The 26,317-nt window shown below is 72.9% G+C and carries 19 protein-coding genes; 11 read left to right on the top strand and 8 right to left on the bottom strand.

The window, feature by feature from the left end; translation table 11 throughout:
- Positions 1 to 49: 49 nt before the first annotated feature.
- From ACOOHC_RS07765 to ACOOHC_RS07755, 3 genes are read right to left on the bottom strand one after another with little or no spacing between them, the layout of a single operon-like run.
- Positions 50 to 1,852 (bottom strand): acyclic terpene utilization AtuA family protein, encoded by a 1,803-nt coding sequence (locus tag ACOOHC_RS07765; RefSeq protein ID WP_420453420.1) that lies wholly within the window; start codon positions 1,850 to 1,852, stop codon positions 50 to 52.
- On the bottom strand, positions 1,849 to 4,014 hold the full coding sequence (locus ACOOHC_RS07760) for a biotin carboxylase N-terminal domain-containing protein (RefSeq protein ID WP_420453419.1): 2,166 nt from the start codon (positions 4,012 to 4,014) through the stop codon (positions 1,849 to 1,851). The genes ACOOHC_RS07765 and ACOOHC_RS07760 overlap by 4 nt, the downstream gene beginning before the upstream one ends.
- Positions 4,014 to 5,618 carry an acyl-CoA carboxylase subunit beta gene (locus ACOOHC_RS07755; protein WP_420453418.1) on the bottom strand — a complete coding sequence of 535 codons (1,605 nt, stop codon included), beginning with the start codon at positions 5,616 to 5,618 and terminating at the stop codon, positions 4,014 to 4,016. Before ACOOHC_RS07755 ends, ACOOHC_RS07760 begins: the two co-directional genes overlap by 1 nt.
- Before the next feature lie 141 nt (positions 5,619 to 5,759).
- Between ACOOHC_RS07755 and ACOOHC_RS07750 the strand changes: the two genes are divergently transcribed.
- The 3 genes from ACOOHC_RS07750 (at position 5,760) to ACOOHC_RS07740 (ending at position 9,315) form a co-directional block, all read left to right on the top strand.
- The gene (locus tag ACOOHC_RS07750; RefSeq protein ID WP_420453417.1) at positions 5,760 to 6,572 is read left to right on the top strand and encodes a TIGR03084 family metal-binding protein; all 813 of its coding nucleotides are present in this window, start codon (positions 5,760 to 5,762) and stop codon (positions 6,570 to 6,572) included.
- A gap of 130 nt (positions 6,573 to 6,702) precedes the next feature.
- Positions 6,703 to 7,839 (top strand): epoxide hydrolase family protein, encoded by a 1,137-nt coding sequence (locus tag ACOOHC_RS07745; protein WP_420453416.1) that lies wholly within the window; start codon positions 6,703 to 6,705, stop codon positions 7,837 to 7,839.
- Positions 7,840 to 7,992: 153 nt separating this feature from the next.
- Entirely contained in the window at positions 7,993 to 9,315 is a 1,323-nt protein-coding gene (locus ACOOHC_RS07740) for an MFS transporter (RefSeq protein ID WP_420453415.1), read from the top strand.
- A gap of 54 nt (positions 9,316 to 9,369) precedes the next feature.
- Here ACOOHC_RS07740 and ACOOHC_RS07735 read toward each other — a convergent pair whose 3' ends face one another.
- A complete protein-coding gene (locus ACOOHC_RS07735) occupies positions 9,370 to 10,674 on the bottom strand; it encodes a UDP-N-acetylmuramoyl-tripeptide--D-alanyl-D-alanine ligase (protein WP_420453414.1) in 1,305 nt (434 codons plus the stop codon).
- Positions 10,675 to 10,751: 77 nt separating this feature from the next.
- On the opposite strand from ACOOHC_RS07735, the gene ACOOHC_RS07730 reads away from it, so the two are divergent.
- Together ACOOHC_RS07730 and ACOOHC_RS07725 are read left to right on the top strand one after the other, a co-directional pair.
- Positions 10,752 to 11,909, top strand: a complete 1,158-nt coding sequence (locus ACOOHC_RS07730; RefSeq protein ID WP_420453413.1) for a D-alanine--D-alanine ligase family protein — start codon at positions 10,752 to 10,754, stop codon at positions 11,907 to 11,909.
- Positions 11,910 to 11,964: 55 nt separating this feature from the next.
- The gene (locus tag ACOOHC_RS07725; protein ID WP_420453412.1) at positions 11,965 to 12,477 is read left to right on the top strand and encodes a helix-turn-helix domain-containing protein; all 513 of its coding nucleotides are present in this window, start codon (positions 11,965 to 11,967) and stop codon (positions 12,475 to 12,477) included.
- Positions 12,478 to 12,546: 69 nt separating this feature from the next.
- Here ACOOHC_RS07725 and ACOOHC_RS07720 read toward each other — a convergent pair whose 3' ends face one another.
- Complete coding sequence (locus tag ACOOHC_RS07720) at positions 12,547 to 13,143, bottom strand: TetR/AcrR family transcriptional regulator (RefSeq protein WP_420453411.1); 597 nt, start codon at positions 13,141 to 13,143, stop codon at positions 12,547 to 12,549.
- Between the two features lie 395 nt (positions 13,144 to 13,538).
- On the opposite strand from ACOOHC_RS07720, the gene ACOOHC_RS07715 reads away from it, so the two are divergent.
- From ACOOHC_RS07715 to ACOOHC_RS07695, 5 genes are all read left to right on the top strand, one after another.
- On the top strand, positions 13,539 to 15,890 hold the full coding sequence (locus tag ACOOHC_RS07715) for an HAD-IB family hydrolase (RefSeq protein WP_420453410.1): 2,352 nt from the start codon (positions 13,539 to 13,541) through the stop codon (positions 15,888 to 15,890).
- Between the two features lie 67 nt (positions 15,891 to 15,957).
- Positions 15,958 to 17,172, top strand: coding sequence for a zinc-binding dehydrogenase (locus tag ACOOHC_RS07710; protein WP_420453409.1), 1,215 nt, complete (start codon positions 15,958 to 15,960; stop codon positions 17,170 to 17,172).
- Between the two features lie 100 nt (positions 17,173 to 17,272).
- On the top strand, positions 17,273 to 18,859 hold the full coding sequence (locus ACOOHC_RS07705) for a lactate racemase domain-containing protein (RefSeq protein WP_420453408.1): 1,587 nt from the start codon (positions 17,273 to 17,275) through the stop codon (positions 18,857 to 18,859).
- 7 nt (positions 18,860 to 18,866) lie between these two features.
- Entirely contained in the window at positions 18,867 to 19,916 is a 1,050-nt protein-coding gene (locus ACOOHC_RS07700) for a lysophospholipid acyltransferase family protein (RefSeq protein ID WP_420453407.1), read from the top strand.
- 107 nt (positions 19,917 to 20,023) lie between these two features.
- On the top strand, positions 20,024 to 21,100 hold the full coding sequence (locus tag ACOOHC_RS07695) for a hypothetical protein (protein ID WP_420453406.1): 1,077 nt from the start codon (positions 20,024 to 20,026) through the stop codon (positions 21,098 to 21,100).
- A 42-nt stretch (positions 21,101 to 21,142) separates the two neighbouring features.
- Here ACOOHC_RS07695 and ACOOHC_RS07690 read toward each other — a convergent pair whose 3' ends face one another.
- On the bottom strand, positions 21,143 to 23,062 hold the full coding sequence (locus ACOOHC_RS07690; protein ID WP_420453405.1) for a carboxyl transferase domain-containing protein: 1,920 nt from the start codon (positions 23,060 to 23,062) through the stop codon (positions 21,143 to 21,145).
- Positions 23,063 to 23,112: 50 nt separating this feature from the next.
- Positions 23,113 to 24,450: a chloride channel protein gene (locus ACOOHC_RS07685; RefSeq protein ID WP_420453404.1), complete on the bottom strand. Its 1,338-nt coding sequence runs from the start codon at positions 24,448 to 24,450 to the stop codon at positions 23,113 to 23,115.
- A gap of 353 nt (positions 24,451 to 24,803) precedes the next feature.
- On the opposite strand from ACOOHC_RS07685, the gene ACOOHC_RS07680 reads away from it, so the two are divergent.
- The gene (locus ACOOHC_RS07680; protein ID WP_420453403.1) at positions 24,804 to 25,631 is read left to right on the top strand and encodes a WecB/TagA/CpsF family glycosyltransferase; all 828 of its coding nucleotides are present in this window, start codon (positions 24,804 to 24,806) and stop codon (positions 25,629 to 25,631) included.
- Here the strand turns inward: ACOOHC_RS07680 and ACOOHC_RS07675 are convergent.
- Positions 25,607 to 26,191 carry a hypothetical protein gene (locus ACOOHC_RS07675; protein WP_420453402.1) on the bottom strand — a complete coding sequence of 195 codons (585 nt, stop codon included), beginning with the start codon at positions 26,189 to 26,191 and terminating at the stop codon, positions 25,607 to 25,609. The genes ACOOHC_RS07680 and ACOOHC_RS07675 overlap by 25 nt on opposite strands.
- Between the last annotated feature and the right edge of the window lie 126 nt (positions 26,192 to 26,317).

Below are 26,317 nucleotides of genomic sequence, written 5' to 3'. Positions count from 1 at the left end.
CGTGCGGTTCGAGGTCGGCGCCGGTCCGCCGAGCTGGGCGCCGTGAGCGTCAGGCGTCGTCGAGCAACGACGTCGGCACGTCGACGACGCGGGCGCGCAGCCACTCCCCGACCGCCTTGGCCTGACCGTCCTGGCGGGTCGAGGCGGCGACCCCCTCCTGGAGGAGGTCGTGGACGACGAAGTTCAGCGCCCGCAGCTTCGGGAACCGGTGGCGGTCGATCGCCGTGGTCGCCGTCTCGGGGAGCAGCTCGGCGAGGCGCTCGACCGTCAGGAACGCGTCGATCCACTCGAACGCGTCGTCGGAGCGGGTGAAGACGCCGATGTTCGCGTCGCCGCCCTTGTCGCCCGATCTGGTCCCGATCACCGATCCGAGCGGTGAGCTCGTCGTCGGCGCGTCGCGCCACCGGCCCGACGCCTCGGCGGGGACACCGTCGTCGACGTCCACCGGGGGCACCTCCACGCCGTCGAGGGGGGCGCGCGATTCGATCCGGGTGATGTCGCCCCCGAGCACGGTGACGTTCTGGGGGACGAGCGAGGCGTCGATCCTCGCCGGTCGGTAGACGCCGAACGGGCTGGCCGCCGAGGGGCCGCCACCGAGTCCGTAGAGGCCGGGGATCCCCGACAGCGCGGTGTGCACCTGCGCGTCGGAGAACGCGCGGCCGACCTTGCGCTCGTCGGCGTCCTTCACCGTGACGCGCCACACCGCCGTCGCCTCCTCCTGGGTGGCGGGGTCGTCCTTGTCGGTGCGGATGACGCGGCTGTCGATCGACTCGAAGTCGTCGGGTCCGCACGCGCACGCGTCCCAGAACGTCGCCTGCGCGAACTCGGCCTTGGCCTCGATGTCGAGCCCGGTGAGAGCCACGGAGAACGAGTTGCGGTAGCCGCCGAGCTCGTTCATCGCGACCTTCAGCGTCGGCGGAGGGGCCTCGCCGCGCACCGGCGAGATGCGCACCCGGTCACGCTCGACCTGCTCCAGCTCGATCGTGTCGAAGCGCGCCGTCACGTCGGGACCGAGGTAGCGCGGCCCGCCGATCTCGTAGAGCAGCTGGCTGGTGACGGTGCCCACGGTGACCGCGCCGCCCGTGCCGTCGTGCTTGCCGACGACGCTCGAACCGTCGGCGGCGATGTCGGCCCACGGGAAGCCGAACCGGGCACCGCCGCCGACGTCGGTGCGGCCCTCGATCTCGTCGAAGAACGAGTAGTTGCCCCCCGTGGCCTGGCCGCTGCACTCGATCACGTGGCCGGCGACGACGCCACCGGCGAGCTGGTCGAGGTCGGTGCGCTCCCACCCGTGGTGCCAGGCGGCGGGTCCGCACACGACGGCGGCGTCGGTGACGCGGCCGGTGATCACGATGTCCGCGCCGGACTCCAGCGCGTCGACGATGCCGAAGCACCCGAGGTAGGCGTTCGCGCTGACGAACCGGTCGACGTCACCGAGATCTCCGCCGTCGACGAAGGGCCGCAGATCGCCGTCGGCGGCCAGCGCGGCGATCCGGTCGAGCAGGTCGTCACCGTCGACGTAGGCGATCGTCGGTGACAGGCCGAGTCGCTGGGCGACCTCGTGGACCGCCTCGGCGCACCCGTCGGGATCGAGACCGCCTGCGTTCGACACGACCCTGATCCCGCGGTCGAGGCAGGTGCCCATCACCTGCTCCATCTGCGCGACGAAGGTGCGGGCGTAGCCCTGGCCGGGCCGCTTGGCCCGGATCCGGCTGAGGATCAGCATCGTCAGCTCGGCGAGCCAGTCGCCGGTGAGCACGTCGATGGGGCCGCCCTCGACCATCTCGACGGCACCCGAGGGGCGGTCGCCGAAGAACCCCGAGCAGTTGGCGACGCGGATCGGCTCGGTCACGATCCCTCCCCCTCGTCGTCGGCGTCGCCGTCTCCGTCGGGCGCGGCCTCGAGCGCCACGAGCAGGTCGCCCTGGTCGACCCGGTCGCCGACCGCGAACAGCACCTCGCTCACGATCGAGGCCGTCGACGCGGTGATCTTGTGCTCCATCTTCATCGCCTCGACGACCATCAGCACCTCGCCCTCGGAGACCCGGCGCCCCGCCTCGACGTGGACGGCGATGACCGTGCCCGGCAGCGGGCAGACCGGCCCGCCTCCGGCCGAGACGGCGTCGTGGTCGACGAAGCGCGGCTCGAGCTGCCAGACGACCGAGCCGGCGGCGCTGCGGGTGCGGACGACCCACTCGCCGTGCGGGTGCGACTCGTGGTCGACGTCCACGACGCGACGCACCCCGTCGAGCTCGATGGCGAGGCGATCCTCACCCACGGCGAGCAGGCGCACCGCGACCCGTCGCCGCTCGTCGGCGGGCATCGCGCCGTCGGCGTCGGGCTCGGGCCAGGCGCCCAGCAGGACGGCGGCGGCGTCGCCGCACACGGTGTACTCCACCTGCTCCGACGCCTCGGCGCCGCGCCGGCTCCACCGCTGGCGCTGTCCCCTGGTGCGCAGGTTGCGCCACCCCGACGGGGCGAACCCGGTGACCCGGTCCGCCGCTCGGCGCTCGCGCTCCGTGGCGAACACCGCGGCGAGCAGGAGCGCGACGCGGTCGTCACCCTCGGGCCCGGACGCGGCGACCACGTCGGGGTGCTCGTCCAGGTAGGCGGTCGGCGTCGCCGCCGCGAGGAAGTCCGCCTCGCCGAGGATCGAGACGAGCGCGTCGAGGTTCGTCGTGACGCCGACGATCTGGGAGCGACGCAGCGCCCGGCGGAGCCGCGCCGCCGCCCCGGCGCGCGTGGGAGCGTGGGCGATGACCTTCGCGAGCATCGAGTCGTAGTCGGCGGAGACGGCCGCGCCGTCGCGGAACCCGGTGTCGATCCGGACGAGCTCGGCGGCGGCCGGAGCGTCGCGCCCACCGGACGCGCCGTCGCCGCCCGCGAGGTCGAACGCGGTGATCGTCCCGGTGGAGGGCAACCAGCCGGCCGCCGGGTCCTCCGCGACGACGCGCACCTCGATCGCGTGGCCGTCGAACGTGACGTCGTCCTGGGTGATCGGCAGCGCCTCGCCCGCTGCGACGCGCAGCTGGAGCTCGACGAGGTCGACCCCGGTCACCGCTTCGGTGACCGGGTGCTCGACCTGCAGCCGGGTGTTCACCTCGAGGAAGTTGATCGAACCCACGCTGCCGGCTTCGTCGACGAGGAACTCGACGGTGCCCGCACCCTGGTACCCGACCGCCCGTGCCAGCGCGACCGCGCCGTCGCACAGCGCCGCCCGGGTCTCGGGCGTGATCCCGGCGGAGGGGGACTCCTCCACGATCTTCTGGTTGCGCCGCTGGATCGAGCACTCCCGCTCGCCGAGGTGGATCACGTTCCCGTGAGCGTCGCCGACCACCTGGACCTCGACGTGGCGGGCGCGCTCGATGTACGGCTCCACGAACACGGTGCCGTCGCCGAACGACGAGCGCGCCTCGCGCGATCCGGCCGCGACGGCCTCGGCGAGCTCGTCGGCGCCGCGCACGACGCGCATCCCGCGGCCACCGCCCCCGGCGGCGGCCTTGACCAGCGCGGGCATCGGCACCCCGTCGGGGATGCGCACCTCGCCGTCGCCGCCACCACCGCCGGCGATCTCGAACAACGGGGCCGTCGGGACGCCGGACTCGATGGCGAGCTTCTTCGCCGCGACCTTGTCGCCGAGGGAACGGATCTGGTCCGCCGTCGGCCCGACCCAGATCAGCCCGGCGTCCGCGACCATCCGCGCGACGTCGGCGTTCTCGGCGAGGAAGCCGTAGCCGGGGTGGACAGCGTCGCAGCCCTGCTCGCGGGCGATCTCGACGATCCGCTCCGCGCGCAGGTACGACTCGGCCGGGGTGGACCCGCCGAGGGCGACGGCGAGGTCGACCGCGTCCACGTGCATCGCGTCGGCGTCGGGCTCGGAGTACACGCCGACGGTCGAGATGCCCAGGCGGTGGGCGGTGCGGGCGATGCGCACGGCGATCTCGCCGCGGTTGGCGATGAGCAGGCGGGTGATCCGGCGCGACAACGAGCCCTCGGGGACGGACAGCGACGACATCAGTGCCTCCACACGCCGTAGGACTCGGTGCCGCGCACCACGTTGCTGTGGACGGCCGAGAGCGCCAGGCCGAGCACCGTGCGCGAGTCGCCGGGGTGGATGATCCCGTCGTCCCACAGCCGCCCGGTCGAGAACAGCGCCGTCGACTCCTCCTCGATCTGGGCCTCGAGCGCGCTCGTTTGCGCCGCCAGCGCCTCCTCGTCGACCTCGATCCCACGGCCCTCGGCCGAGTTGCGTGCGATGATGTCCATCACCCCGGCGAGCTGCTTCGGGCCCATCACCGCGATCCGGTGGTTCGGCCACGTGAAGATGAAGCGCGGGTCGTAGGCCTTGCCGGCCATGCCGTAGTTGCCGGCGCCGTAGCTCGCCCCCACCATCAGGTTGAGGTGCGGCACCTCGGAGTTGGACACCGCGTTGATCATCTTCGCCCCGTTGCGGATGATCCCGCCCTGCTCGGACTTCGAGCCGACCATGAACCCGGTGATGTTGTGCGCGAACACGATCGGCACCGACATCTCGTTGCACAGCTGGATGAACTGGGCGCCCTTCTTGGCCTCCTCGGAGAACAGGATGCCGTTGTTGCCGAGCACGCCGACCGCGAAGCCGTGGATCGACGCCCAACCGCACACGAGCTTGTCGCCGTACAGGGCCTTGAACTCCTCGAACCGGCTGCCGTCGAACAGGCGGGCGTAGACCTCGCGGATGTCGAACGGGATCCGCACGTCGGCCGATGCGCACCCGAGCAGCTCCATCGGGTCGTAGAGGGGAGGCTCGTCGACCTCGGTCGGCCCGGGGCCCAGCTTGCGCCACCCGAGGTGGCGGACGATCTGGCGGATCTGGCGGATCGCGTCCATCTCGTCCTGGGCGAAGTAGTCGGACAGGCCGCTGGTGCGCGAGTGCATCTCGGCACCGCCGAGGGTCTCCTCGTCGACGATCTCGTCGATCGCCATCTTCACCAACGGCGGCCCGCCGAGGTAGGCGGTGCCGGCCTCGGCGACGAAGATCGTGTAGTCGCTCATCCCCGGCACGTAGGCGCCGCCGGCCGTGTTCGGCCCGAACACGGCGGTGATGGTGGGGATGCCGAGCTTGGAGAGCTGGGTGAGGTTCTTGAAGCTCGCGCCTCCCTGGATGAAGAGGTCGGCCTGCCGTGGGAGGTCGGCGCCCGCGGACTCGTTGAGGTTGATCAGCGGCAGCCGGTTCTCGCGGGCGATGTCCTGGAAGCGCTGGCTCTTCTTCCACGTCGTGGGGTTCGCCGCGCCGCCCTTGACGCTCATGTCGGTCCCGGTGATCGCGCACTCGACGCCCTCGACGACCCCGATGCCCTGGACGACGCCGACGCCGACGGGGTCCTCGGTGCCCCACGCCGCCAGCGCCGACAGCTCGAGGAACGCGGTGTCGGGATCGACGAGCGCCTCGACGCGATCGCGCACGAGCATCTTGCCGCGCGCGCGGTGCCGGTCGACGTAGCGCTCACCGCCGATGCCGGGGACCGTCTCCATGAGCGCGGCGACCTCGTCCCACATCTCCTGCATCGCGGCGAGGTTCGACCGGTACTCCTCCGAGCGCGTGTCAAGCTTCGAGCGCAGCGGGGTGCCGATCGTCATCGCCGGTCGTCCTCGCGCCACGTCGCAGGGCACGGCCTCGGGTCGTTCGGCCTGGGGTGGCTCATGGCGGCGACGGTAGTTCCGCCCCACCGTCGCGCTACGGGTCAGACCCGAAACGCGACGTGCCGTACGCTCCACGCGATGGCGACGACCTCCTCCCCCACCGCTGCGTCCGTGCGCGACGACCTGATCGCCGAGCAGGAGGCGCTGGATCCCATCGTGGCGGACCTCGACTCCGCCGGCTGGGGGGCGAGCACGCCCAGCGAGCGCTGGACGGTCGCCGATCAGATCGGGCACCTCGCGTTCTTCGACCGGACGGCGGCGTGGGCGATCACCGACGAGGAGCGCTTCCGCTCCTCGATGGCCGAGCTGACCTCCGGGCTCGACCCCTCCGCCGGCGTGGACGAGATGGACCGCCTGACGCTCGGGGAGTACCGCGCGATGAGCCCCGACGAGCTGCTCGAGGCGTGGCGCGCCAACCGCCGCGACCTCGCCGACGCGGCCGCGGGCCTCGCCGACGACGACCGGGTCGTGTGGTACGGCCCGTCGATGGGCGCGAAGTCGTTCCTCACCGCCCGCCTGATGGAGTGCTGGGCGCACGGCCAGCACGTCGTCGACGCGCTCGGCGTGGAGCGCGACGCCACCGACCGCCTCGCCCACATCGTGCGCCTCGGGGTCAACACCCGCGGCTGGACCTACGTCAACCGGGGCCTCGACGCCCCCGAGACGCCGGTGCGCCTCGAGCTCGACGCCCCCTCCGGGGGCACCTGGACGTACGGGCCCGACGACGCCGAGCAGTCGGTGCGCGGGCCGGCGGAGGACTTCTGCCTCGTCGTCACCCAGTGCCGCCACGTCGACGCGACCGACCTCGTCGTCGAGGGCGACGCCGCGCGCGACTGGATGTCCAAGGCCCAGGCGTTCGCCGGCGCCGCCACCTCCGGCCCGCCGGCGTGAGCCGCGACCCGCGACCCTCGACCCTCGACCCGTCCGGCGCCCGACACCGGGCGGTCCGCGGACGGCGCTGGCGCGGCGGCGGGGCGCTCCGCTCCCGAGTCGTGCGGGGGAGCGTCGTAGGTTCTCCGAGATGAGCTCCGAGGTCCGACCGTTCACCATCGACGTCGCCGACGAGGTCCTGGACGACCTGCGCTCGCGCCTCGCGAACACGCGCTGGCCGGAGAGCGAACCGGTCGACGACTGGAGCCAGGGCACCCCGCTCGCCTACGTGCAGGACCTCTGCGCGCACTGGGCGGACGGCTACGACTGGCGCGATCGTGAGGCGAGGCTCAACCGCTTCGACCAGTTCACCACCGAGATCGACGGGCTCGAGCTGCACTTCGTCCACCAGCGCTCCCCCCACGAGGGCGCGATGCCCCTCCTGCTCACCCACGGGTGGCCGGGCTCGATCGTCGAGTTCCACAAGGTCATCGAGCCGCTCGTCGACCCCACCGCGCACGGTGGCGACGCGGGCGACGCGTTCCACGTCGTGGCCCCGTCGCTGCCGGGCTACGGGTTCTCCGCCAAGCCCGCCGAGACCGGGTGGGGCGTCGAGCGGATCGCCGCGGCGTTCGCCGAGCTGATGGCCCGCCTCGGCCACGACCGCTACATCGCCCAGGGAGGCGACTGGGGCTCGGCGGTGACGAGCGTCATCGGCGCCCACGATCCCGACCACTGCGCCGGCATCCACCTGACGTTGGCGATGGGCGCCCGGCCCGACCTCGACGGCGAGCCCACGGCTCAGGAGGAGCGCGTCCTCGAGAAGATGAAGTACTACGCGGACTGGGACTCGGGGTACTCGAAGGAGCAGTCGACCCGCCCGCAGACGGTCGGGTACGGCCTCGTCGACTCCCCCGCCGCGCAGGCGGCGTGGATCGTCGAGAAGTTCTGGGCGTGGACCGACAACGACGGCCACCCCGAGGACGTGCTGACCCGCGACGAGCTGCTCGACAACATCATGCTGTACTGGATCAACGGCAACGGGGCGTCCTCCGCCCGGCTCTACTGGGAGAGCTTCTCCGAGCGTCGCGAGCTCGACATCGGCGTGCCCACGGGGTTCGCGTCGTTCGCCGAGGAGATCGTGCCGCCGGTGCGGTCGTGGGTCGAGCCGGTCTACCCGAACCTCGTCCACTGGGCCGAGCACGACCGGGGCGGCCACTTCGCGGCGTTCGAGGTGCCCGAGACCTTCGTGTCCGAGGTGCGCACCTTCGTCCGCCCTCTGCGCTGAGGCCCGGTCCCCCGGCGTCCCTCCATCCCGGCCCGGCCATCGCTCGGATCCGGCTCCGGTCCGCGCTCGGTCGCGCCCGGTGTGACGTCGGGAACGCGTCCTCGATCGACCCGAACGGCTCCCGGGCGCGCCGGTAGGGTCGCCGCTCACCCCATGACCCCCCGCCAGACACCGATGACCGCTCCGATGGAGCCGCCGGCGCACGGATTGCGGCCCGGCACGGCCCGGGCGGCGATGTCGTACCCGAAGTTCCGCCTCGTGTTCATCGGGCTCGCCCTGTCCCAGATCGGGACGTGGATGCAGAACGTCACCCTCCCGGCCTACATCCAGGACCGGACCGGACGTCCCGCCCTGGTCGGCGTCGCGATCGCCGTCCAGCTCGGCCCGCTGCTGCTGTTCTCGATCCCGGCCGGCGCGCTCGCCGACAAGGTGTCCAAGCAACGCCTCATGCTCGCGATGCAGTCGGCCTCGGCGGTGCTCACCCTGGGGACCGCGTACCTCGTCGCGACCGAGGCGAACGTGTGGTGGATCTTCGCGGTGCAGGCCGGGATCGGCACCGCGAACGCGCTCAACGCGCCCGCCTTCCAGGCCTCCATGCCGCTGCTCGTCCACCGCTCCGACCTGCCGGGGGCGATCAGCCTGAACTCGGCGATGATCAACGGGACGCGCGTGATGGGCCCCGTCGGAGCCGCCGTGCTCGGCGCGGCCGGGCTGTCGATCGCGGGGATCTTCGTGATCAACTCGATCTCCTACGTCGCGTTCATCGTCGCGCTGGTCCTCGTCAGCATGCCCGACGTCAAGGCCGACACCCTCGTGCGCGGCTGGCGCCAGCTCGGCGTCGGGCTGCAGATCGCTCGTGGCCGGCTGGTGCTGTCGCGCCTGCTGGTGGGGATGTTCTCGTTCTCGGCGATCAGCCTCATCTACGTCGGCCTGTTCCCGTCCGTCGCGGAGCTGAACTTCGGCATCGCCGCCGACTCCAGCGCCTACCGCTGGCTGTACGCCACCTGGGGCCTCGGCGCGTTCTTCGGCGCGATCTCGGTCGGCACGTTCCTGTCGCGGTTCCACCGCCGGGTGCTGATCGTGCGCGGCCTCACCGGGTACGCGGTCGCGCTCGCCGTGTTCTCCCAGCTGCGCGACGACGTCAGCCCGTTCGCGGTCGGGTTCGTCCTCGGCTTCTGCTACTTCATGACGGCGACGGCGATCACCACCTCGCTGCAGCTCAACCTGCGCGACGGCGAGCGCGCCTCGGTGATGCCGCTGTGGTTCATGGTGTTCGGCGGGACGGTCCCGATCGGCAACCTGATCGGCGGGGTCCTGTTCGAGATCGTCGGTCCGCGCACGGTGCTGGGCGTCGGAGCGGCGTGGGCCCTGTTCCTCGCCTGGTGGCTGGACCTGCGTCGCCAGCCCCCGTCGGCGTTCCTCAGCGAGGCCGACGGCGGCGAGACCCCGCCCGATCTCGTCCCCCGCAGGGCCTGACCCGCCGGAGACCGGTCCGCACGACCGCCACCCGTCCGCTCACGCCGAGCGGGGTCAGGTGACGCCGTCGACCAGCGCGCGCACGACCCGCTCGAGGCCCGCCGCGCGACTCGCCTTGACGAGGACGACGTCGCCCTCGCCGAGCCCGCCGAGCGCTGCGACGGGATCGTCGCTCGGCCGCACACCGTAGAGGTCGGTCCCGACCGCGAGCACCTCGACCCCGAGCGCCTCGGCGCGACGGGCGACGTCGCGGTGCCCGGCACCGGGATCGTCGAGCTCGCCCATCTCGCCGAGCACCGCGACGTGGCGTCGCGCGCGCATCGCGACGAGCGCGTCGAGGGCGGCGGCCATTGACGTGGGGTTCGCGTTGTAGGCGTCGTCGACCACGACGGCGCCCGAGTCGAGCTCGACGATCTGCATCCGCATCGGCGACAGGGACGCGTGAGCGAGCCCACCCGACGCCGCCGTGAGGTCGATGCCCAGGGTGCCCGCGACGGCGATCGCGGCGGCGGCGTTGAGGGCCATGTGCGCCCCGCTCACCACGAGGGCGACCTCCGCCGCGCCCCACGGCGTCTCGACACCGAAGCGCGCCCGGGCGAGGTCGTCGAGCTCGAGATCGACGATGCGCACGTCGCCGTGGTGGCCGAAGGTGACGACGTCGGCGTCGGTGGCCGACGCCATGGCCGCGACTCGGTCGTCGTCGGCGTTGAGCACCGCGGTGCCCGTCCGCGGCAGCGCCTCGACGAGCTCGCGCTTGGCGCGCGCCACGCCCTCGATCCCACCGACGCGCTCGGTGTGGGAGTGGCCCACCGTGGTCACCACCCCGATGGTCGGGCGCGCGACCTCGCACAGGCGGGCGATCTCGCCGAAGCCGCGCATCCCCATCTCGACGACGAGCACCTCGGCGTCGGAGGGAGCGTCGAGCACCGTGATCGGGAGCCCCTGCTCGTTGTTGAAGCTGCGCTCGTTCGCCGCCGTCCGCCGCGACGAGGCGCACGCCGCTGCGACGAGGTCCTTGGTCGACGTCTTGCCGACGCTCCCGGTGACGCCGACGACCTCGGCGCTCGAGCGGCCGCGAGCGAACCCGGCGAGGTCCATCAGGGCCCGCGCGGTGTCGGCGACCTCGATCGCGGTCCGCTCCCCGTGCTCGCTGCCCGAGCGGCTGGTCATGTGGGCGACCGCGCCGGCGTCGAGGGCGGAGTCGATGAAGTCGTGGCCGTCGCGCTCGGCGACGATCGGGACGAACAGCTGGCCGGGACGGACCGAGCGGGAGTCGAACGAGGCGCCGTCGAAGGCGACGTCGTCGCCGACCAGGCGCCCGCCGATCCCGGCCGCCGCCTCGGATGCCCTCATCCTCATGGACGCGAACGGTACCGTCGGGTGATGGTCCGCACCGTGATCATCGACGACGTGATGGTGACCCCAGGAGCCAGGACATGACCGACCGACCCGACCCGGACGACGCCACCACCTCGTCGGAGGCGGCGCCTGCCGCACGCGTTCGCGCCGCGACCGACGAGCGGATCGATCTGATCGTGCTGTTCGGGGGGGAGTCGGCGGAGCACGACGTGTCGTGCACCACCGCCTCCCACGTGCTCGCCGCCGCCGATCCCGGGCGCTACCGGATCACCCCGGTCGGCATCTCGACCGACGGGCGGTGGTCGATCGCCACCGCGGCCGCGGACGCGCTCGAGTCGGGAGCGGGTGCGCTCCCGGGCCGGCTCGACCCGTCCGGGACCGCGGTCTCGCCGAACGCCCTGCTGTCGGCGGCGGCGCGCGAGCCGTCGACGACCGTGGTGATGCCCCTGCTCCACGGCCCCCTCGGGGAGGACGGGACGGTGCAGGGCCTGCTCGAGCTCGCCGACATGGCCTACGTCGGGTCCGGGGTGCTCGCCTCGGCGGTGGCGATGGACAAGGCGATGGCCAAGCAGGTGCTGACGGCCGCGGGGATCCCCCAGGCACGGCACCTGTCCGTCCGCGAGCACGAGGTGAGCCCGGGGCTGGCCGACGAGGTGCTCGCCGCGCTCGGGTCGCCCGTCTTCGTCAAACCGGCGAACATGGGCTCCTCGGTCGGCGTGTCCAAGGCGACCACCGCCGACGAGGTGCGCGACGCGGTGGCGCTCGCGCTGACCTACGACGAGACGGTGGTCGTCGAGGAGGCCATCGTCGGTCGCGAGATCGAGGTCGCGGTGCTCGGCGATCTCGACCCGGTCGCGGCGACCCCGGGCGAGATCGTGCCCGGCGACGACTTCTACAGCTACGACGACAAGTACGTCTCCGACCGGTCGTTCGCCCGCATCCCCGCCCCGATCGGCGACGCCGCCCTCGACGAGGCGCGCCGCCTGGCCGTCGAGACGTTCCGTGCGCTGCGCTGCTCCGGGCTGGCGCGCGTCGACTTCTTCTGGGAGGACCCCGACGCGGGAGGGCGCGGCCTGCTGTGCAACGAGGTCAACACGATGCCCGGGTTCACCCCGATCTCGATGTTCCCCAAGATGTGGATCGCCGACGGGGTGCCCTACGGCGAGATCATCGACCGACTGGTCGGGTTCGCGCTCGAGCGCCACGGCCGCCGCCGACGCAACACCAAGCGCTGAGCACGGTCGCGCACCCGACGATACCGTTCGCCCCCCGACCGAGCGGGGAGCACCCATGACGACGAACGAGCACGCCGGCGATCCGATGGCCGCCGACCACCACATCGAGCCCGACGCCAGCGGCGGCGCGGCTCGCGGTCCGAGCGCCGACCCGCCGGGCGCCACCGACCTCGGGTCCTGGTTCGACGAGGGGGACGCCGCGGCCTCGCAGACGCCGGAGCTCGCCGACGACGCGCACGACATCGGTGCCCGGATCGCATCGGCGCGCACCACGATCGGCCTCTCCGTCGGCGACGTCGCCGACCGCCTCGGGGTGCGCACCTCCACCGTCGAGAAGTGGGAGCAGGGGGGGACCTCGCCACGCGGTCACCACGTCAGCAAGATCGCCGGGATGCTGGGCGTCTCGGTGTCGTGGATCCTCATCGGCCGTGGCGTCCCCCCGACGTCGAGCGACCCCGCCCTCGCCGAGGTGCGCGCCGATCTCGCGGACGCCCGCGCCCGGCTCGACGACCTCGCGAACAGCCTGGCGGTCCTCGACCAGAAGCTCAGCGCCGTCGATCGGCGCTGAGCTCGCCACCCCGGCCGGGCGCCTCGCGCTCGGTGATCGCCGGTCCCCTTCCTGCGCGCGGCTCCGGCGTCAGGGCGCCAGAGCCGCGCGCAGGAAGGCGCGCAGCTCGTCGCGCAGCCGTCGCAACCCGGCGGCGTCCGCGCTCCACGCCACCGCGCGCAGCGCATCCGGCTCCGTCGCGATGCCGGTGACCGTCGCGTAGGCGAGCGCCGCGACCAGGCCGGGATCCCCGCTCCGCAGTCGGCCGGCGGACATCTCGTCGCGGAGGTAGCCGACCGCCCGGTCCACGAGGGGACCGATGCGCTCCAGCAACCGGTCGGCCTGGGCGCGATCGAGCCGGCTGACCTCGCGCACGAGTCCGAGCAGGGCGGGACGGCGCACCGCGGGTCGGAACGCGGCGCGCACGATCGCATCGACCCGCTCGAGGGGATCGTCGGGGGCGGCGCGCACGGCGGCGTCGATCACCGCGAACAGCTCGGCGGCGACCATGTCGAGCACGGCGTCGACGAGGACGTCCTTCGATGCGAACCAGTAGAGGACGGTCTGCTTGCGGACGCCGACCACGCCGGCGATCTCGTCGAGCGACACCGAGTCGACGCCGCGCCGTCCGAACAGGTCGACGGCGACGGTGAGGATCCGGTCGCGGGTCGGCGCGACCGAGGTCATCGCCGACCCCCGCCGCCGGCAGCGCCGCCGCCGGGTCCGTCCGCCTCCCGGTCCCGGGGCACCCCCGGCGTCGACGCGGGAGTGGGACGGTCGGGTGAGCGGGGCACGGGTGGCGAGGGGCGGTCGACTCGTCCCGGATCGGGTGCCTTGCCCGGGGGTTCTCCGTGTCGTCGTCCCATCTCGTGCACCGCACCTGTCCCACCGGTCGAACGCGCGCTCGGTCACGGTAGTCGCCCCGAGATCGCCGGATCCGACCCCACGCCGATCGACGACCCGGCCAGGTCGTCCCCGACCTCACGGCGGGCGCCCGTCTCCCGGCCGTCGCGCCGCCGGGCCGGTCCGGCCGCGTGCACCTCTCTACCGATTGGTAGAGCATCGTGCTAGAACGGACGACCGTGGATGCCGTCCCCATCGCCGACGCGCTCGCGCACCGGCGCATCGCGATCACCGGCGCCACCGGGTTCGTGGGCACGGCGCTCGTCGAGCGGCTGCTGCGCTGCGTCCCCGACTGCGAGCTGATCCTGCTCGTGCGCGACGGGCAGCGCACCCCCGCCGCCCGGCGCACCCAGCGCGAGATCCTCAAGAACGACGCCTTCGACCGGTTGCGCGCCACCCACGGCGACGACTTCGACGACGCCGTCGGCGGCCGCATCACCACGATCGCCGGAGACGTCACGGTCGACGGCCTCGGGCTCGGCGCCGCCGACCGGGCGGCGTTCGGGACGGCGGACGTGATCATCCACTCGGCGGCGGCCGTGTCGTTCGACAGCCCCCTCGACTCCGCGGTGCAGATCAACCTGCTCGGGCCGACGCGGATCGCGGACCTGTGCAACGAGATGGCGATCACCCCGCACCTCGTCGCCGTGTCGACCTGCTACGTGGCGGGCAACCGCCGGGGGCGTGCCCCCGAGGCGCTGGTCAGCGCCGGACCGTTCGACGTCGGCATCGACTGGCGCAGCGAGGTGCGCGCGACCGAGCGGGTGCGCTCGGACCTCGACGCCGAGAGCCGCGCCCCGGAGCGCCTGCGCGGCTTCCGTGCCGCAGCTCGAGCGGAGATCGGCGCGGCGGGGGCCCCGGCCCTCGCGTCGAAGACCGAGGACCTGCGTCGGTCGTGGGTCACCGACGAGCTCGTGACGGCCGGTCGCGCCCGCGCCGCGAGCGTCGGCTGGCCCGACGCCTACGCGTTCACCAAGGCGCTCGGCGAGCAGGCGCTCACCGACGTCAAGGGCGACGTCCCCGTGTCGATCGTGCGACCGTCGATCATCGAGTCCGCCCTCGCCGAGCCCGAGCCGGGGTGGATCCGCGGCTTCCGGATGGCCGAGCCGGTGATCATCTCCTTCGCGAAGGGCCTGCTGAAGGAGTTCCCCGGGGTACCGGAGGGGACCGTCGACGTGATCCCGGTCGACCTCGTCGTCGCCGCGCTGATCGCCGTCGCCGCCCAGGGTCCCGACCGGGCGCCCGCGATCACCCAGGTCGCGTCGGGCGACGTCAACCCGCTCGAGTACCGCACGCTCGTCGACAACGTCACCGGCTGGTTCACCCGCAACCCGCTCTACGACCCGAAGGGCCAGCCGATCCTCGTGCCCGAGTGGCGCTTCCCCGGTCGCGGCCGCGTCCAGAAGCAGCTCGACCAGGCCAAGAAGGTGCTCGAGACGTCGGAGCGGGTCCTGCAGGCCCTCCCCCTCCGCGGCCGCCAGGCCGAGTTCACCGCCCAGCTCGAGGAGAAGCGGCTCGAGGTCGAGCGCGCGCTCGACTACGTCGAGCTCTACGGGCTGTACACCGAGTGCGAGGCGATCTACCAGGTCGACAACCTGCTCTCGATCCACGACTCGATGACGGCCGACGACCGGCGGACGTTCAACATCGATCCGCGCACCATCGACTGGATCGAGTACGTCAACGAGATCCACCTCCCGTCGATCGTCCAGCACGCACGGGTGAAGACGACCCCGGGTCCGTCGCGGTCGACCGACCGGATGGAGCGCATGCGCCGACAGGTCCTCGACCCGAAGCGCCACGTCGCCGCGTTCGATCTCGAGAACACGTTGATCGCGTCGAACGTCGTCGAGAGCTTCTCGTGGCTCGCGACGCGCCGCCTCGACACCGCCGAACGGGCGCGGTACGTGCTGCGCACGCTCGCCGAGGCGCCGGGCCTGCTGCGCCTCGACCGCCAGGACCGCACCGACTTCCTGCGCCACTTCTACCGCCGCTACGAGAACGCGCCGGTCGAGCAGATCGAGCACGACGCACGCGAGATGCTCAGCCAGCTGATCATGACCAAGGCGTTCCCGGAGGGGCTCCGGCGGGTGCGACGCCACCGCGAGCTCGGCCACCGCACGGTGCTGATCACCGGGGCGCTCGACTTCGCCGTCGCCGGCCTCGCCCCGCTGTTCGACGAGATCGTCGCCGCCGAGATGACCGTACGGCCCGACGGGACGCTGTCGGGGGAGATGAGCACCGTGCCGCCGACCGGGGAGGCCCGGGCCCAGATCCTCGCCGACTGGTGCGAGGCGGAGGGGTTCGACATCTCGAACTCGGTCGCCTACGCCGACTCGTCGTCCGACCTCCCGCTGTTCGACGCCGTCGGGTTCCCCGTGGCGGTCAACCCCGAGACCCGCCTGTCGGCGATCGCACGCAAGCGCGGGTGGCTCGTCGAGAACTGGGAGAAGGCCGCCGGCGGTCCCCGGCCGCTGCTCCCCATCGGCGAGCTGATGGGCGAGCGCGAGCGCCGACGGAGGTTCGCGTGACGTCGCCCGGGCCCGCACGGCGCACCACGAGGCGCCCGGCACCGAGGGCGACGCGAGGTGGCCCGCGATGAGGGCGCTGCAGGTGCGACGCTCGGTCGGTCGCTTCGGCGCCGCCCGGATCGTCGGCGCCGTCTCCCCGGCGGGAGCGACGCGCGTCGGGCCGCTCGAGCACCGCACGATCGACGACCCCGAGCGGCCCGGCGACGAGTGGCACCGGGTGACCACGCGCCTGTCGGGGATCTGCGGGTCCGACCTGTCGATGGTCGGCGGGCACGCGTCGACCTACTTCGAGGACTGGGTGAGCTTCCCGTTCGTCCCGGGCCACGAGGTCGTCGGTGACCTCGACGACGGCACCCGCGTGGTGCTCGAGCCGGTCCTCGGGCACGCCGCGCGGGGGGTCGCGCTCCCCTTCGAGGGAGCCCGCCCCGCCGACGGCGACGACCACGCCCACCTCGCGATCACCTCCCCCGACGGGATCGAGCCGGCGATCCAGACAGGGTTCTGCTGCTCGACGGGGGGAGGCTGGGCGCCCTGGTTCTGGGCCCACGAGTCGCAGCTCCACCGCCTCGATGCCACGGTCGAGGACTTCCCCGACGAGCGGGCCGTGCTGATCGAGCCCTTCGCCGGCGGCATCCACGCCGCCCTCCTCGCCGCCGGGAGCGCGACCGGCCCGTCCACGCCGGTCGTCGCCGTGATCGGAGCGGGGACGATGGGGCTCGCCGCGATCGCCGGGTTGCGGCGCCACGCCCCGGGCACCCGGATCGTGGTGGGCGCCCGCTACGCCCACCAGCGCGCCCTCGCCCTGTCGATGGGGGCGGACGTCGCCGTGGCGGACGCCGAGATCGACCGCGCCGTGCGGCGCGAGGTCGGGTGCCACATGATCGGCGGGGGACGCAGCGGCGCGCTGACGAGCGGAGCCCACGCGACGATCGACGCCGTCGGGTCCGGTGCGTCGATCGCCACCGGGCTGCGCATCACCCGTCCGGGCGGACGACTCGTCCTGCTCGGGATGCCCTCCGAGGTGACGATCGATCTCACCGGGCTGTGGCACCGCGAGATCGAGCTCAAGGGCGCCTACACGTACGGCACCGAGACCCTCGCCGACGGGAGCGTGACCGACACGTTCACGCTCGCGACGCAGACCGTCGAGGCCGTCGGCGCCGAGCGCCTGGTGTCGGCGGTCTACCCGCTCGCCGATCACGCCGACGCCATCGCCCACGCCGCGAACGCCGGTCGCCGCGGCGCCGTGAAGATCGCCTTCGACCCCCGGACCGCCCCGTGACGACACCGCCGACGACGACACGCACGACCACCCCACCTCGGACGACCACACGTCGCGCCGCGGGCCGGACCCGACCCGCGACGCGCGGGCAGGAGAACTGATGCCACGACCAGGATTCGTCCTCGACGTCGATCGCTCGACACCCCCCACCCTGTTCTGGCGCGGCGAGGGGTTCAGCCTCGAGCGGCTGCCGGCCGACCGGAGCCGCATCGTCTACCCGCCCGAGCCGCTCCCCGGCATCGACGACCTCGACGGCCACATCCGCCGGGCGCTGCTCGATCCGATCGACTCCGAACCGCTCCCCGAGCTGCTCCGACCCGACATGAAGCTGACGATCTGCTTCGACGACGCGTCGCTGTCGCTGCCCAAGATGCAGCGACCCGACAACCGCCAGCGCATCGTCGAGGCCGTGCTCGACATGGCCGCCGAAGCCGGGGTCGACGACGTCCACATCATCGCCGCGCTCGGGCTGCACCGCCGGATGCACGACTACGAGCTGCGCCACGTCCTCGGCGACCGCGTCGTCGACGCGTTCGCACCCCAGGGCGCGCTGTACCAGCACGACGCCGAGGACCCCGACAACCTCACCGTCATCGGCCACACCGACGAGGGTGAGATCCTCGAGATCAACAAGCGGGCGGCGGAGTCCGACCTGGTCGTCTACGCGAACGTCAACCAGGTCGCGATGGACGGAGGGTGGAAGTCGCTCACCACGGGCCTCGCGAGCTACCGCTGCCTGGCCGAGCACCACAACCCGAGCTCGTTGCAGAACACGCGCAGCCTGATGGACCGCCACCACTCGGCGCTGCACCACTCGATCTGGCGGATGGGAGCTCTGCTGCGCGACCAGGGCCCCCGCGTCTTCCAGGTCGAGACGACGATCAACACCGAGGCCTTCCCGTCCCCGTTCGACTTCCTCGCGAAGCGCGAGTGGGAGTGGTCGGCCAAGGACCGGGCGCTCTACCTCGCCACGTCGAAGACGCTCGACCGGATGCCGAACCGGACGAAGCGCAAGATCTTCCACGGCATCGAGGCGCCCTACCGCACGACGAGCGTGCAGGCCGGGTTCACCGAGTCCGTCCACGAGCGGACCCTGGAGAACGTCTACGCCCAGCACCTCGTCGAGGTCGACGGCCAGACCGACATCCTCACGATGGGCATCCCGTTCATCAGCCCGTACAACCCCGAGTCGGTGATGAACCCGATCCTCGTGATGTGCATGGGGCTCGGGTACCTGTTCAACATGTACCGCGGCAAGCCGCTGGTGCGCGAGGGCGGGGTCGTGATCATGACGCACCCGACCTACGAGGAGTTCCACCCGGTGCACCACCCGAGCTACATCGACTTCTTCGACGAGGTGCTCGCGGACACCACCGACCCCGCCGAGATGTCGACGCGGTGGGAGAAGAAGTACGCCGAGGACGAGTGGTACCGACACCTGTACCGGACCAGCTACGCCTACCACGGCGTGCACCCGTTCTACGCCTGGTACTGGGGCGCCCACGGCCAGCAGCACGCCGGCAAGGTCATCATCGTCGGCGGCTACGCCTCGGCGGTCCGCAAGCTCGGCTTCACCCCGGCCTCCACGATGAACGACGCGCTCGAGATCGCCTCCGACACCGTCGGGCGCTCGCCGACCGTCACCCACCTCCACGTCCCCGGCGTCCTCGTCGCCGACGTCACCTGAGGCGACCGTGTCGGCACGCACCTCCCGCACGACGATCCGCCGGGCCCAGCGGCCCGCGGGATCCGGCGCGGCGATCCGCTCGGCGCAGCGCGCCGCCGGGGCCGCCGAGGGCCTCGTGCGCTCGGCCGTCCGCCCCCTGGCCCGCCACGGCTTCCCGTACCGGCCGCCCACCGTGCCACGCTCGGTCGTCGTCCCGCGCCGCCCGAACCGACTCGGAGACGCCTACGACACCGAGTGGGCCCGCCGGCCCCTCGCGCGCGCCGTGCGCGCCGCCATCGTCGACGGGCCGATGCGCGCCGCGGTCCGGGTGGTCGCCAGCCCGACGGTCCACGGCGGCGACCGCCTCGCCGACCTCCTGCGCCGAGACGACGTGCCGCCGGTGATCTTCGCACCGAACCACCACAGCCACATCGACACCGGGGTGATGATCCGATCGATCCCGGCCGCGTGGCGGGGCGAGCTCGTCGTCGCCGCGGCCGCCGACTACTTCTTCGACGCGACCTGGAAGGCCGCGCTGTCGGCCCTGGCCCTGAACGCCATCCCGATCGACCGCGACGCGGCGAGCCGCGCCACCTTCGATCGCCTGCGCGACATGATCACGGACGGCGCGAGCCTGATCATCTACCCCGAGGGCGGCCGCTCCCCGGACGGGTGGGGGCAGGACTTCAAGGGGGGCGCGGCCTACCTCTCGGCGCGCACCGGCGCACCCGTGATCCCGGTGTTCATCGACGGCACGGGCGAGATCTTCGGCAAGGGCGCGTCGAAGCTGTCACCGGGGCGCACCAGCGTGCGCTTCGGCACGCCGCTCACCGCCGACGACGGCGAGAGCACCCGGCGGTTCAACGAGCGCATCGAGTCCGCGGTGACGCGCCTCGGCGACGAGACCCTGACCGACTTCTGGACCGCGTCGCGGCGAGCCGCTCGCGGGACGAGCCCCCGGCTGTCGGGATCGGTCGACGGGGGCTGGCGGCGGCAGTGGTCGCTCGGCGAGAAGCGCCGCCTCAGCACCGCCGGGATCCGGCGCCGGCGCGCCCGCCGGTGGCCCGACCTCGGGTGACGACGCCGCGACGCCGCGACGCCGTGACGCCGGCGCACCGGGTCCACTCCGAGCGCACGGCCGGGGCGTCGCGGCGGTCCGGGGACCCATCGGCCAGAATGGCACCGATGACCTGCCCGAACCGCCGCCGAGCGGCCCTGCTCGCGCTCGCCGTCGCCGCCGCCGGGTGCACCTCCAGCGAGGCGGTCCCCCCGGCCGATCCCGGGACGGTCCCGGTCCCCGGCGCGACCGAGCCGGGGTCCGCGGCGGCGCCCGTCGGGTCGGAGCCGTTCGTCGAGGCGACGGCCCCCGGCGGCTCGACCGCGCCGGACCCCACGACGGATCCGGCCGGGACGAGCTCCCCGGAGTCGTCGACGAGCGCGTCGAGCACGACGACCACCCTGCCTCCCCCCTCCGGCGAGCCGACCGACCGCTCCACCCCCCTGTTCGCCGGCGGCGACCCCGACGGTTGGCTGCCCGTCGGGCGCTGGACCGGCACCGACTGGGAGAGCGCGGGCGCCGACGGGGACGCACCCACCGACGTCCCGCGCTCCGGCACCGAGATGAGCGTCCTCGAGGCCGACCTCGACCCGATCGCGGGGATCAGCGGCTCGAGCGTCGAGGCGTGCTCCGACGGTCGGGTCGGTCCGTCCATCTCGCCCAACGCGCGCGCCCCGGAGGAACCCGGCTTCGGGTTCCGCTCGATCGCCCTCCCCGCCGACTGGGATCCGCGCCCGCGCCCCGTCGCCTCGGTGGACGCGGTCATCGAGAGCTACGTCACGGCCGGGCGCGAGGCGTTCGACGGGACCGACGTCGACGTCGCCGCCGGCACGATCGACCAGATCGTCGTCTCCGACCTCGACGGCGACGGGGACACCGAGTCGCTCGTCGCGTTCGGCGGCAGCGGGTACTCCAGCCTGCTGCTGATCGACGCCGACAGCGGCGACGTGATCGAGGTCGGCCTCGACGTCGAGACCGCCGTCGAGCCGCCCGCGCCCGAAGGATCCGCTCCATCGACCGGGGACGCGACCCCGGAGCCGTCGGTCGAGCCCGCGACCTCGTATCGGGTCCTGACCGTGGCCGACCTCAACGGCGACGGCCTGATGGAGATCGTCACCCACGCCTGGGTCGCCGGCGTCGCCACCGTCGGCGTCATCACCTACGACGGCGACGGCGTCGAACGGGTCCTCGTCGCCGACTGCTGATCACCCCGCGCACGTCGCGGCGCCCGGTGTCGCGCGCGCAGCTCACCAGGTGTCGACCTGCGGTCGAACGGGGCCGTCGCCACCGCGTGCGCTGCGGTGGGTGTCGGGAGCGGCGCCGAGCAGGGTCGCCATCCAGCGGCGGGTGTCGGCGGGATCGATCACGTCGTCGATCTCGAAGTGGGAGGCGATGTTGAGCGCCTTGCCCCGCTCGTACATCCGGTCCACCATCTCCTGGAACAGCTCGGCACGCTCGTCGTCGTCCTCCACCGCCGCGAGCTCCTTGCTGTACCCGAGGCGCACCGCTCCCTCGAGGCCCATCCCGCCGAACTCCCCCGTCGGCCAGGCGAGGCACGCGAGCGGCGCCTTCGTCGAACCGCCCATCATCGCCTGGGCGCCCAGACCGTAGGCCTTGCGGGTGACCACGGTGATCGTCGGGACGGACAGGTTGGCGCCCGTCACGAACAGGCGCGAGCAGTGGCGCACGAGCGCCGTCTGCTCCACGTCGGGCCCGACCATCATCCCCGGGGTGTCGCAGAGCGTGATCAACGGGAGGCCGTGGGCGTCGCAGAGCTGCATGAACCGCGCCGCCTTGTCGGAGCCGTCGCTGTCGATCGCCCCACCCAGGTGGCGCGGGTCGTTCGCGAGGACCCCGACCGGGCGCCCCTCGAGGCGTGCGAGGCAGGTCACCATCCCGTGGCCGAAGTCGCGGCGCAGCTCGAGCACCGAGTCGACGTCGAACAACCCGTCGATCGCGTCGCGGATCGCGTAGGCGCGCAAGCGGTCGAGGGGCACCACGTCCCGCAGCGCATCGGAGTCGGGATCGGTCCACTCGCCCACCGGTCCCTGGAAGTACGCGAGGTACCGCTTGGCCACCTCGACCGCCTCTGCCTCGTCGGCGACGACGACGTCGACCACGCCGTTCGCGCGCTGGACCTCGATCGGACCGATCTCGGTCGGCTCGAACACCCCGAGTCCGCCCCCCTCGATCATCGCCGGGCCGCCCATCCCAATGTTCGAGTCCTCCGTCGCGATCACCACGTCGCAGCACCCGAGGATCGCGGCGTTGCCGGCGAAGCAGTATCCGCTCGCGATCCCGACGATCGGGACCGTCCCCGACAGCTCCGCGAACCACCAGAACGCGAGGCAGTCGAGGCCGCTCACGCCGGTCGCGTCGGTGTCACCGGGACGGCCGCCGCCCCCCTCGGTGAAGAACACCACGGGCAGGCGCATCCGGGAGGTGACGTCGATGAGGCGGTCCTTCTTCAGGTGGTTCCGGTGGCCCTGGGTGCCGGCGAGGACCGTGTAGTCGTACGACATCACGGTCGTCGCGGTGCCCTCGGAGAAGAGGTCCCCGTTGACGTGGCCGATGCCCCCGACGAGGCCGTCGGCGGGGGTGTTGTCGATCAGGTCGTCGAGCTCGCGGCGGCGGCGCTGCGCGGCGATCGCCGTCGGGCCGTACTCCACGAAGGTCCCCTCGTCGACGAGGTGGGCGAGGTTCTCGCGCGCGGTCCGCTTCGCCTTCGCCCGACGCTTGGCGACGGCCGGCTCGCGCGCCTCGTCCCCGCCGCGGGCGTGGCGCTCGAGCACCTCGGCGAGATCCGGGCGCAGCTCGCGGTCCGTGTCGCCCGCCTCCGCGGCGCCCGACGGCGCGGAGTCGCCCGACGGCGCTCGCGCGCCGGCCCTCCCCGCCTCGTCGGGGGGCGGGAGCGCGGCCGAGCCGGCACCGCGAGCCGGGGACGGGGCCGAGAGCTCGAACACCACCCCTCCCGGACGCAGGGTCGTCCCCACCGGGGCGACGACCGACGCGACGTCGCCGTCGTCGGGGGCGACGATCTCGTGGTGCATCTTCATCGACTCGATGAGCGCGAGCACCGCCCCCTGCCGCACCCGCTCGCCGACCTCGACGAACACCTCGACGATCGTTCCCTGCAGCTCGGTCGTCACGGTGATCGGGTCCGACATGCGTTCGGTCTACCACCGCCCCGCGCCGAGGTCCGAAGCAGCGCCCGGCGTCAGGTCTGGACGACGGTGGATCGCTGGAACGAGGTGATCGACACCTCACCCATCACCAGGTCCGCCGCGACCGCGGCGAAGAACGCCGGGACGATGAACCCGGGTTGCCCTGTCGTCTCCGCGACGAACATGATCGCGGCGAGGGGGACCCGGTACCCGGCGCCGAGGAAGGCGGCGATGCCGAGCAGGACGTACAGCGCCGGGTCGAGGGTGTTGAAGATCACCCCGACGGCCTGCCCGACGATCGCCCCGCCGACCACCAGCGGCACGAACAGCCCGCCGACGCCTCCCCCCGCGACCGTGGCCGCCGTGGCGCAGATCCGCAGCACGAAGACCGCCGACAGCACCCACAGCGCGCTCTCCGTGGCTCCGAGCCACCGGATCACCTCGTACCCGGTGCCCAGCGACAGGCTCTCGCCGTTCGCCGGGTCCCACCCGTCGGCGGTCACCACCCGGGTCACGAGGTGGAGGGCGCTGAGGCTGGCGCCGGCGACGGCGAGCCGGAGGGTCACCGGGCGGAGGGTGAACGCCTTCGCCATCTTGACCAGACGGGAGAACAGGCGCGCCCCGACGGCGCACCCGACCCCGATCAGCACTGCGCCGAGCAGATCGACGTAGTCGAACAGCGACGCGACGCGACGCTCGTCGGTGAACGAGAAGATCGGGCTCGTGCTGCTGAGCGCGACGAAGGTCAGGTAGCCGGTCGCGCTCGCCACGAGCGCCGGCAGCAGCATGCGTCGAGCCATCTGATCGCGGTAGGGCACCTCGAGCGCGAAGATCGCACCGGTGGCCGGCGCCTTGAAGATCGCGGCGACCCCCGCGGCGGCGCCGGCGACGAGCAGGGTGCGGTAGTCGGCGCCGCGGAACGAGGCCGGCAGCCGGCGCTGGACGAGCGCCCCGATCGCGGACCCGCCGTACATCGACGGCCCCTCGAGGCCCATCGCGCCGCCCGACCCCAGCGTGCAGACCGCGGCCGCGATGCGCCCGGTGAACGCCCGCCACCGCAGCGGGTACTCGCTGTCGTGGAACGCACGCAGGTACTCGTCGGAGGTGGCGGGAGTCGCGCCGTCGCCGACGCTGCGCAGGGTGAGCGCGGACAGTACCAGCCCGAGCGGCGGGACGACCAGGCCCCAGCGCCAGTCGGCGTCGAGCAGCGCGTGGAGGGCGACCTCCGCGACCACGTACTCGAAGAACCGCACGAGCAGCCCGGTCAGGGCTCCGGTGATCGCCGCGAGCAGCACGACCTCGCGTGATCGACGCACCAGGTCGCGGAACTCGTCGGTGCGGATCTCGATCGACGGGGGCCGAAGGCCGGTCAGCACCCGATCTCGCCACACGACGTCCAACTCTAGGTGCGCGCCGCGCCGGGCGCGGCGGCGGCCGAGACGGTGTCGCGTGATGTCGACGTGCCCCCTCGTCGATGGGGGGAGATCCGCTCAAGTCGGGCGAGGTGCGCGCCGATGAACCCGCTGAGCCCGTCCGGCTCCGTCACCGTGGTGGTGCCGGGACCGCACGGACCCGGCAGGGAGTTCGGCGGAACGTGGCGTCGCAACCACTCGACGTCACACTCCGTGTGGATCGACCACGAATCGTCACACGACACGACCCCTCGGCCCCACGCTGGGTGGTATGTTGACGCACGGATGGATGAGCGGGCCTGGACGGGCCCGGGGACAGGACGGGTGGAGCGGTGCAGACCACGATCGACGACGACCGACGGCCCACGGGCGGACGGTGGGCAGACGAACCGGAGATCTCCGAGCGCAACAGCCGGGTCGTGCGCCTCTTGAACGTCGACATCGACGACATCTCGATGGACGACCTGCTCGACCTGCGCCACGGCACGTTCATCACCGTGCACACCGACATGATGCGCCTGTTCCAGCGCGATGCCGAGTTCCACCGGATGCTCGACAAGTACGACCTGGTGACGTGCGACAGCCAGATCCTCGCCTTCGCCGCTCGTCTCCTCGGGACCCCGGTCCGCGAGCGGGTGTCGGGCTCGGACTACTTCCCGCGCTTCTACGAGCGCTACGCCGACGACCCGACCGTGCGGATCTTCCTCTGCGGTGCGAAGCCCGGCGTCGCCGATCGCGCTCGCGACCGGATCAACGCCAAGGTGGGCCGCGAGATCGTGGTCGGCACCGACTCGCCCGCGTTCGGGTTCGAGGACGATCCCGCCGAGGTCGACCGGGTGATCGACAAGATCAACGCGTCGGGCGCCACCGTCCTGGTCGTGGGGCTCGGGGCGCCGAAGCAGGACCGCTTCATCCACACCTACCGATCGCGGATGCCCGACGTCGAGCTGCTGATGCCGCTCGGGGGCACGATCGACTACGAGGCGGGCGAGGTCCGTCGTCCGGCGCCGTGGGTCACCGACCTCGGGCTCGAGTGGGTCGCCCGGATCCTCGGGGACCCCAAGGCGCGCTGGAAGCGCTACCTCGTCGAGCAGCCCCCCGTGCTGCTGCAGCTCGTGAAGCAGCGCTTCGGCCGCTACTCCGACCCCTGGGCGCGCTGAGCGCCCGCCTCCCGCCCGGGAGCGCCCTCGGCGTTGCGCTCGGTGCGGGTCCAGCTCGTGCTGCGTGAGCCCGTCGCCATCTGGACGACCAGCGCGAGCTTCCACGCCACCATCCTCGGCGCTCCGAGCAGCGACCGGTACACCCATCGCGGCGCGCCCGCTCGGCGCAGCCCGACCGCCACGTGGGCGACCGTGACCGCGACCGAGGCGATCGACGCCGCACGCACCGCACGTGCCGGGCGCGTGCGTGCCGGGAGGCCGGCGACGACGAGCGCTCCCTGAGCGGCGACCAGCAGCGACAGCGGCGGGAGCACCTGGTCGAGCGCCGCGTCGACCAGCGTCGAGCGACGGGGCTCGATCTCGCGGGGGCGACGTGGTCGTGGGCGCACCGCCGCACGCAGCAGGAGCGGGACGAAGGTGCGCGCCACCTGAGCTCGCCCGAGCTCCCAGCGCTGGTGCTGGGTCTCCGACGCCTCGAAGGAGGTCGGGATCTCGGCGCGCACGATCGCGTCGGGCCGGTAGCGCACGACCACCCCGTCGAGCACGAGGCGCAGCGCCACCTCAGCACGACAGGTGGGTGGCCAGCACCGCGTTCGGGACGGCGAGCACCCCGAGGGCCGAGGTGACCCCCGCGCGCACGGCCCGGCGGAGCGCACCCGCGCGGAGGCTCACACCGTGGGGCGGCG

Source organism: Ilumatobacter sp. (assembly GCF_965215205.1).
Lineage (GTDB): Bacteria > Actinomycetota > Acidimicrobiia > Acidimicrobiales > Ilumatobacteraceae > Ilumatobacter_A.
This window is presented reverse-complemented; position numbering and strand designations above follow the sequence as displayed.

What these genes read in the sequence shown, in the direction of transcription:
- ACOOHC_RS07760 (WP_420453419.1), bottom strand. Translation starts at nt 4,014, where the DNA reads ATGTCGTCGCTGTCCGTCCCCGAGGGCTCGTTGTCGCGCCGGATCACC.
- ACOOHC_RS07755 (WP_420453418.1), bottom strand. Translation starts at nt 5,618, where the DNA reads ATGACGATCGGCACCCCGCTGCGCTCGAAGCTTGACACGCGCTCGGAG.
- ACOOHC_RS07750 (WP_420453417.1), top strand. Translation starts at nt 5,760, where the DNA reads ATGGCGACGACCTCCTCCCCCACCGCTGCGTCCGTGCGCGACGACCTG.
- ACOOHC_RS07745 (WP_420453416.1), top strand. Translation starts at nt 6,703, where the DNA reads ATGAGCTCCGAGGTCCGACCGTTCACCATCGACGTCGCCGACGAGGTC.
- ACOOHC_RS07740 (WP_420453415.1), top strand. Translation starts at nt 7,993, where the DNA reads ATGACCCCCCGCCAGACACCGATGACCGCTCCGATGGAGCCGCCGGCG.
- ACOOHC_RS07735 (WP_420453414.1), bottom strand. Translation starts at nt 10,674, where the DNA reads ATGAGGATGAGGGCATCCGAGGCGGCGGCCGGGATCGGCGGGCGCCTG.
- ACOOHC_RS07730 (WP_420453413.1), top strand. Translation starts at nt 10,752, where the DNA reads ATGACCGACCGACCCGACCCGGACGACGCCACCACCTCGTCGGAGGCG.
- ACOOHC_RS07725 (WP_420453412.1), top strand. Translation starts at nt 11,965, where the DNA reads ATGACGACGAACGAGCACGCCGGCGATCCGATGGCCGCCGACCACCAC.
- ACOOHC_RS07720 (WP_420453411.1), bottom strand. Translation starts at nt 13,143, where the DNA reads ATGACCTCGGTCGCGCCGACCCGCGACCGGATCCTCACCGTCGCCGTC.
- ACOOHC_RS07710 (WP_420453409.1), top strand. Translation starts at nt 15,958, where the DNA reads ATGAGGGCGCTGCAGGTGCGACGCTCGGTCGGTCGCTTCGGCGCCGCC.
- ACOOHC_RS07705 (WP_420453408.1), top strand. Translation starts at nt 17,273, where the DNA reads ATGCCACGACCAGGATTCGTCCTCGACGTCGATCGCTCGACACCCCCC.
- ACOOHC_RS07695 (WP_420453406.1), top strand. Translation starts at nt 20,024, where the DNA reads ATGACCTGCCCGAACCGCCGCCGAGCGGCCCTGCTCGCGCTCGCCGTC.
- ACOOHC_RS07690 (WP_420453405.1), bottom strand. Translation starts at nt 23,062, where the DNA reads ATGTCGGACCCGATCACCGTGACGACCGAGCTGCAGGGAACGATCGTC.